The organism is Flavobacterium covae (assembly GCF_001534645.1).
In the GTDB taxonomy this organism is placed as follows: domain Bacteria; phylum Bacteroidota; class Bacteroidia; order Flavobacteriales; family Flavobacteriaceae; genus Flavobacterium; species Flavobacterium covae.
This window is the reverse complement of sequence record NZ_CP013992.1, coordinates 2,223,646-2,237,193: the sequence shown is the minus strand read 5'-3', so window position 1 is coordinate 2,237,193 and position 13,548 is coordinate 2,223,646. Positions and strand designations below refer to the sequence as shown.

General features: G+C 31.9%; 9 protein-coding genes. 7 read left to right on the top strand and 2 right to left on the bottom strand.

What is annotated here, in order from left to right; all coding sequences use genetic code 11:
- Positions 1–128: 128 nt before the first annotated feature.
- Complete coding sequence (locus AWN65_RS09880; RefSeq protein WP_060383016.1) at positions 129–1,412, bottom strand: UDP-N-acetylmuramoyl-tripeptide--D-alanyl-D-alanine ligase; 1,284 nt, start codon at positions 1,410–1,412, stop codon at positions 129–131.
- A 65-nt stretch (positions 1,413–1,477) separates the two neighbouring features.
- The gene (gene gldJ / locus AWN65_RS09875) at positions 1,478–3,205 is read right to left on the bottom strand and encodes a gliding motility lipoprotein GldJ (RefSeq protein ID WP_060383015.1); all 1,728 of its coding nucleotides are present in this window, start codon (positions 3,203–3,205) and stop codon (positions 1,478–1,480) included.
- Positions 3,206–3,403: 198 nt separating this feature from the next.
- Between gldJ and porU the strand changes: the two genes are divergently transcribed.
- From porU to AWN65_RS09840, 7 genes are all read left to right on the top strand, one after another.
- A complete protein-coding gene (gene porU, locus AWN65_RS09870; protein WP_060383014.1) occupies positions 3,404–7,225 on the top strand; it encodes a type IX secretion system sortase PorU in 3,822 nt (1,273 codons plus the stop codon).
- A 38-nt stretch (positions 7,226–7,263) separates the two neighbouring features.
- A complete protein-coding gene (gene porV / locus AWN65_RS09865) occupies positions 7,264–8,454 on the top strand; it encodes a type IX secretion system outer membrane channel protein PorV (protein WP_060383013.1) in 1,191 nt (396 codons plus the stop codon).
- 75 nt (positions 8,455–8,529) lie between these two features.
- Positions 8,530–9,012, top strand: coding sequence for a cytidine deaminase (gene cdd / locus AWN65_RS09860; protein WP_060383878.1), 483 nt, complete (start codon positions 8,530–8,532; stop codon positions 9,010–9,012).
- A gap of 171 nt (positions 9,013–9,183) precedes the next feature.
- The gene (gene pdhA / locus AWN65_RS09855; protein ID WP_060383012.1) at positions 9,184–10,182 is read left to right on the top strand and encodes a pyruvate dehydrogenase (acetyl-transferring) E1 component subunit alpha; all 999 of its coding nucleotides are present in this window, start codon (positions 9,184–9,186) and stop codon (positions 10,180–10,182) included.
- A gap of 6 nt (positions 10,183–10,188) precedes the next feature.
- The gene (locus AWN65_RS09850; protein WP_060383011.1) at positions 10,189–11,817 is read left to right on the top strand and encodes a pyruvate dehydrogenase complex dihydrolipoamide acetyltransferase; all 1,629 of its coding nucleotides are present in this window, start codon (positions 10,189–10,191) and stop codon (positions 11,815–11,817) included.
- Positions 11,818–11,943: 126 nt separating this feature from the next.
- The gene (locus AWN65_RS09845; protein WP_060383010.1) at positions 11,944–12,360 is read left to right on the top strand and encodes a hypothetical protein; all 417 of its coding nucleotides are present in this window, start codon (positions 11,944–11,946) and stop codon (positions 12,358–12,360) included.
- On the top strand, positions 12,321–13,538 hold the full coding sequence (locus tag AWN65_RS09840) for a S41 family peptidase (RefSeq protein WP_060383009.1): 1,218 nt from the start codon (positions 12,321–12,323) through the stop codon (positions 13,536–13,538). The genes AWN65_RS09845 and AWN65_RS09840 overlap by 40 nt, the downstream gene beginning before the upstream one ends.
- Positions 13,539–13,548 lie beyond the last annotated feature (10 nt).

Sequence of the window (13,548 nt, the reverse complement as noted above, 5' to 3'; positions counted from 1 at the left end):
GAAAAATTGGTATAAACTGTATAAATCTAAAGAGAATTATACAGTTTATTAAGATATTAGAAAGGCTGTTTTCGGAAAAGAAGTAATTATTCTTGAATAAGCAATGGTTGAGTTGTTGACTTTTGGAATTAAATAATATCCAAAATTCGCTCAAGAGCCATTCCTCTAGATCCTTTTATTAAGATCGTGGTGTTGTTTATTTCGTTAGGTTTATTTTTAATAAAATCTTCAAATGATGTGTAATAATAGATGTGTTCTTTTTCTATTTTTGAAGAGTAAAAATTTTTGCCTATAAAATAGAATTGAACATTTGTTGTATCAATGATACTTTCTATTATTTTTTTATGTTCCTCTAGGCTTTCGTTGCCAAGTTCGAACATATCGCCTAAAAAGGCAATTTTGGATCCGTCTAGTTGTTGGAAATTGCCCAGAGCGGCAGCCATACTACTAGGGTTAGCATTGTAAGCATCTAAAATTATTTTGTTGTTTCCTTTTTCTATTAATTGGGAACGATTATTGTTTGGGATGTAATTTTCAATAGCGTCTTTAATTTCGGTGTCAGCAACGTTGAAATATTTTCCGATGGTGATAGCTGCATTAATATTATTGGCATTATAAATGCCGATAAGGTGCGAATTTATGTTTATGTTGTTATAGTTTATGGTTACTAAAGGATTAGCAGTGCATTCAGAGATATAAACATTTGGTTTGTGATCTGGGTTCGTACTAAAGCTATATCTATTGGCTGAGGCTGTTTTGCTGAGTTGAATAGGGTCGTCAGAATTAATAAAAATGGTTTTGTGATTATGGATAAGGTAATCGTACATTTCACTTTTTCCTTTGATAACTCCTTCAATACCTCCAAAACCTTCTAAATGAGCTTTTCCAAAATTAGTGATATAACCAAAATCGGGCTCGGTTATAGAACATAATAACTCGATTTCTTTTTGATGATTTGCGCCCATTTCAACAATAGCAATATCTGTATCTTCTTTGATAGAAAGTAAGGTTAGCGGGACACCAATGTGGTTGTTTAGGTTGCCTATGGTGGCTATTGTTTTATATTTTTTAGAAAGTACCACGTTTATTAATTCCTTAGTGGTTGTTTTTCCGTTGCTGCCAGTGAGTGCAATGATAGGAAGTCCTAGTTGATTACGATGGTAGTGGGCAAGTTCTTGTAATGTTTCTAAAACATTTTTGACAAGAAACATTTTATTTTCATCAGTCAAGTATTTTTTTTCATCAATAACGGCGAAGAGTGCGCCTTTATTTAATGCTTCTTGTGCAAATTCGTTAGCATTAAAATGCTCTCCTTTTAATGCAAAAAAGAAGCTGTTTGGGGTTATTTTTCTTGTGTCCGTTGTTACGGTGTCACATTGTAAAAAACATTGGTATAATTCTTCTATTTTCATAATGCTAAATTACTAAAAAAATAAAATCCCGCAAAAGCGGGATCTTATCTTAAACGGAAAGTATGTTATTTTTTATTTCTTGGTGTTTTTTTAAAGTCTGATTTAGGACCTACGCGAGACATAGCACATCTAAATCCGATAAAATCGGTAGCTAGGTCTTGGTTTAAATATCTTCTTGAAGCAGGATCTAACCAATAAGCTCTGTCTTTCCAAGAACCTCCTTTGTAAACTCTTACATTGTCTCCTACTAGTGTAGTTCTTTTGTCTGATTTGTCAAATTTTCTACTAATATTTCCAGTACTATCAGGGGATACTTTATGAAGAGGAGAGTTGTACATTCTTTTTTTGTCTTTTAAGTCTTCTCCTGAGTCATCATTTAGGTTATAGAAACGAGAAGATTGCTTATCTCCATCTTTAAAACCAATGTTGTTACTTCTTGAGAAGTTTTGTCTCAAATATGTTTCGTTTTCATCAACTGGGACTTGTGCAATTTCTCCTGGTTTACTTACAGCGATTACTTTACCATTACTTAATGTATCGTATTTTATCGTTTCAGAAGTTATAAAAACAATTTTACCTTCTTTGTCTATCTTGTTTTTTGTATAGACGTTCCCTCTAAAGTAGTTGAAATCGTTTGCTTCATCATCAACGATAGGGCGATAAACGTCTTGTACCCACTCAGCTACGTTACCTGCCATGTCGTAAAGACCAAAATCATTAGGTTTGTATGATTTTACAGGTGCTGTTATATCTGCATTGTCATCTGACCAGCCTGCAATTCCTCCATAATCTCCTTTTCCTTGTTTGAAATTAGCCAATTGATCTCCTCGTGTTACTCTATTTCCAGAGCGAGTATATTGTCCTTTCCAAGGATATTTTTTCTGACCTCTATAAGTATTGTATTCACGAGTTCCTACATCTGAGGCTGCTGCATATTCCCACTCAGCTTCTGTAGGAAGTCTGTATTCAGGTAATAATAAACCTGAGGTTTTTTGAGCATACACGTTTTTAGGACCATCGCTACTAGCAGTTGCATCAGTATTTGTTGTAGAGCCTTTTTGACTTTTTTTGGCACTAGATCTACCGCGTTGTTTTTGAAGGATGATTTCTTCATTTCCTCCAAACGAAGTGGAAGGAGATACTAAATATGCTTCAGTGTCAAAGCTATTGTTTGCATCAACGTCTACTAGTTTTGCTCCTTTTTTCATATAACCTTCTCTTTCTAGAAGAGATTCATTTACACGATTTGTTCTCCACTTTGCAAAATCAGTAGCTTGTAACCAATTTACGCCAACTACAGGGTATTGAGAATAAGCAGGGTGGCGTAAATAATTATTTGTCATGGTTTCGTTATAACCCAAACGATTTCTCCATACTAAAGTGTCTGGTAAGGCACCATTATATATATGTTTGTAATTTTCTTCTGTTGGAGGGAAAACTCTCTTGATCCAATCTAAATACTCCATATACATTATGTTCGTTACTTCGGTTTCATCCATGTAAAAAGATTGAACATGTTGCTGAGATGGAGTGTTATTCCAATCATGCATAACGTCATCTTGAATTTTTCCCATCGTAAACGTTCCTCCCTCAACTAAAACTAGACCAGGACCTGTTTCTTGTTTTGTGAAATTCGAATTGTACTGGAAACCTCCATTAGGATCATTAATTTTCCAGCCTGTTGCAGCTGAAGTGTCTTTAGTACTAGACTTTTTACTACAACTGGTAGTAAAACTTAAAAGCACTATAGCAGATAAAAGTGCTCTTACTGTCATCGTTTTGTTTACTTTCATACTTTCAGTAGGTAATTATTTAAAGTGATGCAATATAATAATTAACGATTAATTAGCAATAATACTTCTCAAATTATTTTTCAGCATAAAAACATCCTATAAATATTATATATCATTAACGCTTAAAAATATGGTTTATTGTGTATTTAAGTTTATTTTTACCGATAATATGATGAGATAATTTGCGTTTATTTGTTTATGAGATGGTTTTTATTTTTTTTTAGTTTTTTGTATTCTGTTTGTTTAAATGCTCAGTGGTCAGGAAATATTGAGCTGAGGTGGACAACAAAACCTTTGAAATACGATGAAACAAGAGTTGTGATGATTCCTAATTTTCAACCAGAGTCTTTGGTATTCAGTTTTGAAAATAATAGTTTGTTGTTTTCACAAAAGATTGCTGAAAATGTCTTTTCAGAGGAAGGTTCTTTAAAATGTTATAATCTAATAACAGAAGAGATAGAGGAGTCTTTGTTAGGTGTTTTGGATTTAAAAAGAATTAATAACGTTGTAGATTTTAAGTTAAAAAATATAACCTTCAGAGATGAAAATTCAGTTGTTTTGAGTTTTAACCCAATATATAAGGAGGGAAATGTTTATAAAAGAATCGTTTCTTTTAATTATTCCTTTGGTGAAATGAGATCTCAAAAAATGTTAGCAAGGTCTCGTGCTTCTGTTTTGCAAAATTCAGTGTTACGAAATGGAAAATGGAAAAAGTTTTATGTTGGTAAATCAGGAGTCTATAAAATAACCAAAGCTTTTTTGTCTCAATTAGGTGTTGATGTTAATGTGGATCCTCGAACACTGAAAATTTATGGTAATGGAGGGGCTATGATTCCTTTGTTGAATTCTGAAAATCCTTATTTAGATTTACAAGAAAATGCAATTCAAGTGGTAGGGGAAGAAGATGGTATTTTTGATGATTCTGATTATATTTTATTCTACGGTTTGGGTATGGATAAGTGGAGTGAGGAAAATATGACTCATAATAATTTGTATGCTGATAAGTCCTATTATTATATAACCACTGAAGGAGATAAAGGAAAAAGAATACAAACAAAGGTTCAACCTATTGGTTCAGCTCATATTTTTTTTGATAAATATGATTTTTATGTATACCATGAAATTGATAAATATAATATTGGTGAGTTTGGGAGACGTTGGTTTGGTGAAGAATTACATTTAAAATCTAATTATACTTTTGATTTTTTAGTGCCTAATATTGCGCTGGGTGATGATGTTGAAATTAAATTTAGTTCTGTAGCAACGAGTTCTAAGCCCTCAAGTATAAATGTAGTTGTTAATGGAATAGATAGAGGAAGAACTAATTTTTTTGGAATTTCAGATTTGAGTACAGTGAAAGGTCAGGAAGGCTTTTTTGTTTCTAGATATAAGGAAAATACCTCGAATACCCTATCTATTAATTTGTCATATAATAATAATGGAGTTCCTTCAGCAAAAGCTTATTTAGATTTTTTAAGTGTTACAGCAAAATCAAACCTTATAGGTTATGGGAAACAGTTTGGATTTAGAATTAATCAAATTGAAAATAATCCATTAATTGCTCAATATAATCTTAAAAATGTGGGGCAGATTAGAGAAATTTGGGAGGTAACTGATTTTGATTCGGTTTCTAAAATAAATAAAGGAACTGAAAATGATTTTTCTTTTTTAAGTTTTATAGATGATAAAGTACATGAATATGTAGTAGTAGAACCTAATGATTATTACAGTCCTATATCTGATGAAATGTCTAGTGTGGTTAACCAAGATTTAAAAGGGACTATTTTTTTAGATGAGAATAACGAAGTACAACCTATTGATTATTTAATTGTAACTCCTAAAATTTTAAAATCTCAGGCTGATAGATTAGCTAATTTTCATAAAAACTATTCAAAGTTAAATGTTAAAGTAGTTGCTTTAGATGCTATTTATAATGAATTTTCGGCAGGTAAACAGGATATAGGAGCTATACGAAATCTAGTAAGATATTTATATGAAGTGGCACCAAAAGGAAAAAAAATAAGTTATCTATGCCTTTTTGGAGATGCCTCTTTTGATTATAAAGATCGTATTAAAAATAATACAAATTTGGTTCCTAATTTACAATCACTAGGAAGTTTTACCCTATCGGACTCCTTTGTATCAGATGAATTTTTTGGAATGCTAGATCCAAATGAAGGACGTATGACAGGAACAGAAGGTTGTGATATAGCCGTAGGAAGAATTTTAGCAAAAGATGTTTTGCAAGCTCAACAAATGGTAGATAAAATTATTCAATATCATGACAAAAAATCAATGGGAAAATGGCGAAATAATTTAGTGTTTTTGTCAGATGATGTAGATAAAGATTCAGACGCTACCTTGCAGGTTAATTTGAATAATATGGCAGATGCAATAGTGTTAAATCGTCCTTCCTTTAATGCAAAAAAAATTTTCACAGATGCTTATGAGCAAATTATTACCTCAGGAGGACAAAAATATCCTAAAGCGAAAGAAGAGTTTTTAAATTCTTTTTCACAAGGAGCATTAGCCATGATATATATAGGTCATGGAGGCGAAAGTGGTTTGGCAAGTGAACGTTTATTTGAATTAGCAGATATAAAATCATTAACAAACCTATATAAATTTCCTCTTTTTATGACAGTAACTTGTGAGTTTACTCGTTATGATAATCCTTTGAGAGACACAGGAGGAGAGGTTGCTTTTCAAAATCCATACGGAGGACCAGTTGCACTAATTTCGACTTCAAGATTGATTTATCAATTCATAGGAGAACAATATAATTTGTTAATTGCACCTTATTTGTTTGGGTACTCAAATAAAGGAAAAGTATCAATCGCTGAAGCAGTACGTTTAGCTAAAAGAGAGGCACTAAATGTTGGAAATCATGTGATTTCATTTATTGGAGATCCTGCAATGAAACTAGCTATACCTGATCCTAAAGCAATAATAACTCATGTAAATGATGAACCTATAGCGGATTATAAAGGGTCTTTGTCTGCATTGTCAAAGGTGAAAATTTCAGGCGAAATTCAAAGTGAAAAAGGACAATTAGAAAATGATTATGAAGGTGAACTATTTGTAAGTATTTTTGATAAGTTTGTGGATAAAACCACTTTGGCAAATGATGGAATATTACCCAAACTATCTTTTAAATCTATTGGCGAAACCATTTTTAGAGGAAACGCAAATGTAAAAGAAGGTAAATTTCAATTTAATTTTGTAGTCCCTAAAGATATCTCAATTCCAATTGGAAATGGTAAAGTAAGTTTTTATGTTGCCGAAAATGCAGGTATAAAAGATAGAACAGGAAATGATTTAAATATTAAAATAGGAGGTGTAAATCAAAATGCCCAACAAGATAATAGTCCGCCTAAAATGGAATTATATATTAATGATAAGACTTTTGTCGCGGGAAGTATTGTAAATCAAACCCCCATTTTAATTATAGAACTACAAGATGAAAATGGAATCAATACAGCAGGAGGAATTGGTCATGATATAGTAGCTTATTTGGACGGAGATGAGACAAAACCTATTATTTTAAATGATTTTTATAATTCAACTAAAGATGATTTTACCAAAGGCGTAGTAAATTATCAATTTGCAAAATTATCGTCAGGAACTCATACATTAACAGTTAAAGCTTGGGATGTCTATAATAACGTGGTGAGTGCAGATTTGAAATTTGTTGTAATAGATGATTCAGAGTTAGTGTTAACAAATGTATTGAATTATCCTAATCCGTTCGTTAATCATACAGAGTTTTGGTTTACTCATAATAAACCCTTTGAGCCTTTGGAAGTTCAAATTCAAGTTATGACAATAACAGGTAAGATTGTTTGGACTAAAAATCAAACCATTTCTACAACAGGTTTTTTGTCAAGAGATTTAAAATGGGATGGAAGAGATGATTTTGGAGATAAAATAGCCAAAGGAGTTTATTTGTATAAGTTGACAGTGAAGTCGATTTTGTCAAATAAAAAAGCGGAAAAAATTGAAAAATTAGTGATTCTTTGATAAAAGAAATTATATTTGTAAACATTTTATTTAATCCAATGAAGAAAATTAGTTTAGTATTAATCGGGATTTTTACTGGAGTGAGTGCCTTTGCTCAATTTCAGAATGATAATAGAGTTATAACTACGGCGGTACCCTTTTTGCAAATAGCAGCTGATGCAAGAGCTGCCTCTATGGGAGATATGGGAGTAGCAACTTCGCCTGATGCTTTCTCACAACAGTACAATCCTGCTAAGTATGCTTTTTCTTTAAAAAAGCATGGTGTTTCAGTAAGTTATACACCTTATTTAACCGAATTAGTAAATGATATGTCATTAGGACAGCTTACTTATTTTAATAGATTTAACGAGAGAAGTGCTTTTGGAGTTGGATTTCGATATTTCGGTTTAGGTGAAATTGAATTAAGAAATGAAACAGGAGTTCAAACAGGTAATGTAAACCCTAATGAATTGGCATTAGATGGGTCTTATTCTTTGCAATTAAGTGATAAATTTTCAATGGGTATCGCAGGACGATATATACGTTCTAATTTAAGAATACCAACTAGTACAAATGACGCTAAATCTGCTCAAACATTTGCAGTAGATGTAGCAGGTTATTATGAATCATCTGAAATAGCGTACAGTAACTTCAACGGTAGATGGAGAGGCGGTTTTAATCTTCAAAACATGGGGCCTAAAATCTCGTACGATTCAGATGTAGAACGTAGTTCAAACTTCTTGCCAGCTAATTTACGTTTAGGAGGAGGATTTGATTTTATTTTTGATGATTATAATAAGTTATCTACTACTTTAGAATTTAATAAATTATTAGTGCCAACTCCTAAGACAGCTATAGATAGCAATGGAAATGGTGTTTTAGATCCTTCAGAGCAAAAAGATTATCGTGACGCTGTTAATCAATATAATAGTACAGGCTGGGTAGCAGGTATGTTTAAATCCTTTGGAGATGCTCCAGGAGGTTTTAGTGAGGAGTTAAAAGAAACCACTTGGGCAGCAGGATTAGAATATTGGTATCAAGATTCATTTGCTTTTAGAGGAGGATATTTTAATGAAAGTGCTGTAAAAGGAGCTAGAAAATTTGCAACTATAGGTGCAGGGTTTAAATATTCATCTCTAAAAGTAGACGTATCGTATTTATTCTCAATGTCTAAAGTTAAAAATCCACTAGAAAATACATTGCGTTTTTCATTGACTATTAATTTTGGTGATGATTACAAACAATATTAAAAAAATAAATTATTAATTATAGATCCAAATTTCAGTAAAATGAAATTTGGATTTTTTTTCCCCTTAACCTTTATGATGAGAGAAATTAAAATTGATACAAAACTGAGTGTTTATGATTCAGTGGTTGAGTTATCGGAGGAAGTGAAGACATTAATGCAAAAAGCCATTGAAGCTCGAATGCAGGCGTATGCCCCTTATTCTAAATTTAATGTTGGAGCAGCTCTTTTGTTAGATAATGGGCAAATTGTGACAGGTTCTAATCAAGAAAATGCAGCTTATCCTTCTGGTTTATGTGCAGAAAGAGTAGCTATTTTTTATACAGGAGCTCAATATCCAAACGCCAAAATTTTAAAAATGGCAATTACTGCAGGTTCTACTTTGTCAGTTACAGATAAGCCTATTCCTCCTTGTGGATCTTGTAGACAATCTATTTTTGAATACGAGTATAAACAAGAACAACCTATTGAAATTTATTTTATGGGAGAAACAGGAGAAGTGTATAAATCAGATTCTATACAAAATCTTTTACCACTTACTTTTGATAAAAAGTTTTTATGATTTAAAAATTACCTATTAAATTTTACTACTTACTAGGAAAGTTATACTTTTGCAGAGCATTAATTTAGGGAGATTCCCTATTTGTGTATTAATTAGATAAAAAAAATGCTTTAGTTTTTTAACTCATTAAATAATATTATGTGTAATAAGTAAAGCAAATAGAAGCTAGATATGAAACCAATTACAAAAGAAGTCTACCTTAAGTGGTACGAAGACATGCAGTTCTGGAGAAAGTTTGAAGATAAACTTGCTGCCTTGTATATTCAACAAAAAGTTAGAGGATTTTTGCATTTATATAACGGACAAGAAGCGGTATTAGCAGGTGCTTTACACGCTATGGACTTGTCCAAAGATAAAATGATTACAGCATATCGTAATCACGTACAACCAATAGGTATGGGTACAGATCCTCGAAAAGTAATGGCCGAATTGTTAGGGAAAGTAACAGGTACGTCTAAAGGTATGGGAGGATCTATGCACATCTTTGATAAAGAACATGGTTTTTATGGAGGTCATGGTATCGTAGGAGCTCAAATTCCTGTGGGTGCAGGTATTGCTTTTGCAGATAAATATTTTGGTCGTGATGGTGTTACATTAACCTATTTTGGTGATGGAGCTGCACGTCAAGGGTCTTTACATGAAGCTTTTAATATGGCAATGAATTGGAAATTACCAGTAGTTTTTATCGTTGAAAACAATGGATATGCCATGGGAACTTCTGTAGAAAGAACCGCTAACCATACTGATATCTGGAAATTAGGTTTAGGATATGAAATGCCATGTGGACCTGTAGATGGAATGAATCCAGTAAAAGTAGCAGAAGCTATGCACGAGGCTATTGATAGAGCACGTCGTGGTGATGGACCTACATTTCTAGAAATGAAAACATATCGCTATAGAGGACATTCAATGTCAGATGCACAATTATACAGAACAAAAGAAGAGGTAGAAGAATACAAAAAAATAGATCCAATTATCCAAGTTTTAGATATAATTAAAGCCGAAGGGTATGCTACAGATGCGGAAATTGAAGTAATTGATCAACGTGTAGTAGACTTAGTAGCTGAGTGCGAGAAATTTGCCGAGGAATCACCATTCCCTACTATAGAACAATTATACGACGTTGTATACGAACAAGAAAATTATCCATTTTTACCTCATAAATTATAAAAGATTATGGCAATAGTAGTTACCATGCCTCGTTTGAGCGATACCATGACCGAAGGGACTGTAGCAACATGGCTTAAAAAAGTGGGAGATAAAATTAAAGAAGGAGATATATTGGCTGAAATAGAAACGGATAAAGCCACTATGGAATTTGAATCTTTTAATTCAGGAGTATTATTACATATAGGAATTGAAGCAGGTCAAACAGCCCCAGTAGATTCATTATTAGCAATCATTGGCCAAGAAGGCGAAGATATTTCAGCATTATTAAATGGAAATACTTCTAAAAAAGAAGAACCAATTGGAGAAACCAATATAGAAATGTCTACAACAAATGCTATTCCTTCTTTTGAAATACCAGCAGGAGTAAAAGTAGTTACTATGCCTCGTTTGAGTGATACCATGACAACAGGTACTGTTGCAAGTTGGTTAAAAAACATAGGAGATACTATAAAAGAAGGCGATATTTTAGCTGAAATTGAAACAGATAAAGCAACCATGGAATTTGAATCATTTAATTCAGGTACTTTATTATACATAGGCGTTCAAACAGGCGATTCAGCTCCTGTAGATAGTATTTTAGCAATTTTAGGACCAGCTGGTACAGATGTTGCAGCTATTTTAGCTAATTTTTCAACTGAAGGAGCTGTTGCACCTAAGACAGAAATAATACAAGAATCAAAAGAAGAAGCCGTATCAGCTCCTCAAAAAGAAGCATCAAACAATACAGGGAGAATTTTTGCCTCTCCATTAGCTAAAAAAATAGCACAAGAAAAAGGAATTAATTTAGCTTCTGTAAAAGGAACAGGAGAAAATGGACGTATAACAAAAGCAGATGTTGAAGCATACAATTCATCAGCAGTTCAGGTAAACCTACCAAGCATTTCTGCAACAGATACAGTAGCTGAAGCAGTAACAACAGTAGCAGCAGTAAAACCTTTCATACCAGCAGGTGAGGTATATCAAGAAGAAGTGAAAAACTCACAAATGCGTAAAGTAATTGCAAAACGCTTATCAGAATCTAAATTTACAGCACCTCATTATTATCTAACAATTGAGTTAGATATGGATAATGCAATGACATCTAGATCCATGATTAATAATTTGCCAAATACAAAGGTATCTTTTAATGATATGGTGATAAAAGCTTCTGCTATGGCATTAAAAAAACATCCACAAGTAAATTCACAATGGAAAGAAGAGGCTATGATCTTAAACCATCATGTGAATATTGGTGTTGCAGTTGCAGTAGAAGATGGTTTAGTAGTACCAGTATTAAAATTTGCGGATCAAATGACTTTATCCCAAATAGGAGCCTCAGTAAAAGATATGGCAGGAAGAGCCAAAATTAAAAAGATACAACCTAACGAAATGGAAGGAAGTACTTTTACCATATCTAATTTAGGAATGTTTGGAATCCAATCTTTTACCTCTATCATTAATCAACCTAATTCAGCTATTTTGTCAGTTGGAGCCATTGTTGAAAAACCAGTTGTTAAAAACGGACAAATTGTAGTAGGTAACACAATGACGGTTACTTTAGCATGTGATCATAGAACAGTAGATGGAGCCACAGGAGCACAGTTTTTACAAACTTTTAAAGCTTATATGGAAAACCCAGTAACGATGTTAGCGTAAAAAAATAAATCAAGAATTATTAAATCCCGAAAGTTGAAAAACATTCGGGATTTTTTTATTTTGTAGCTTGAAATTACAACAAACAATATATTATACAGAAACTTATCGTAAACAACATCCATATAGATGATTAAAAAAATAAAAATATTAATTATAGGCTTGATTTTGATATTATTTCAAAATTGTCAATCAGTGCATCAAGCAAATCAACACATAGAAACTCCTGTAGCAATAAAAAAACTACATAAAGATATAGATTTTGTAGAGAGAAAATTATTTAAACTACATCCCTCTTTAGAGTTATATATTAACAAAAAAGATTTAAAATTTAAATTTGATAGTCTAAAGAAAAGCATTAAAAATCCTTTAAAACCAAATGAATTTTATTTTGGAATTAGTAGGGTAGTGGCAAGTGTTAGGCAAGGGCATACTATTATACAGCCCTTATATAAACAATTTTCTAGAAATAAATTGAAAGAATTGAAAAAAAAGGAATCTATCCTTTGTCTTTATTTAGTTTCTCTTACATCAATGATGAGTTAATTGTTACACAAAATTACTCTAAAGATATCACGATAAAACCAGGAACCGTTATAAAAAATATACAAGGAATAACCCCTCAATATTTATTCGATAAATACAAAGGAACAGAAGCTTCAGATGGGTATAATCAAACATATTATAATCGAGCCTTTGCCAATAAAATTGTTAATTACATTAAATTAGAAAAGGAAAATACAGATAGTATACAAGTAGAATTTTTATATAAAGACAGTCTTTATACAAAACTTTTAACGAGAGTTGCCTTAACAAAAGGATTTAGAAAAGAAAAAAATAAAAAAAGAATAGATACAATTAAAAAAAGATCTAAAAACGAAAAAGAACTTCAAAGATCACATGAAAAAGAACTAGAAATAAAAAAATCAATTTTTGGATACGATGAAATAAAAAAAGAGTTTACCCGACAATTAATCTATCCTGTAGTAGATTCTTCATTAGCCATATTACGTATAAATAAATTTGTAGGAGGAAAACAGTCAAAAGCTTACTCACTCATATTTAAAGAAATTGAGAATAAAAAGGTAAAAACCTTAGTCCTTGATTTACGAAATAATGGAGGAGGAAGTATTGAAGAAATTAAGAATTTATTTACGTATATTAGTCCCGATTTTGTAAATTTTGTGGATACCTTAAAAGTAACAAATCGAACGAGTTTAGCAACTAACATGTTTCGTAACGTACCAAAAAGAATCCTGATTACATTAGCACCTATAATAATTCCATATACTATTAAAAATTTTTTTTCGATAAAAAAATCACCCAAAGGCTTTTTTTATCAAAAATCAAAATTAACTAATAGATTACAACCTAAAGATAATAATTATCAAGGTAAATTATATGTGTTAATAAACGGAGGAAGTTTTTCAGCCTCCAGTGTTATTTCAGCTAATTTGCAAAATATAAATAGAGGTATTTTCCTAGGCGAAGAAACAGGAGGTGCTTTTAATAGTACGGTAGCGGGAACACTTCCTGTTTTAACATTGCCTTATTCTAAACTAAAGTTTAGAGTAGGAATGATGGAAATAGGAGTTGTGAAAAAATCAGCTATAAAAGGAAGAGGAGTAATGCCACAAGTTACAATAATTTCTAAAAAAGAAGATTATCAAAATAATTGGGATGCCGAGTTACAATGGATTTTACAAACAGAAGGAAAAATTTAAAATAACGATA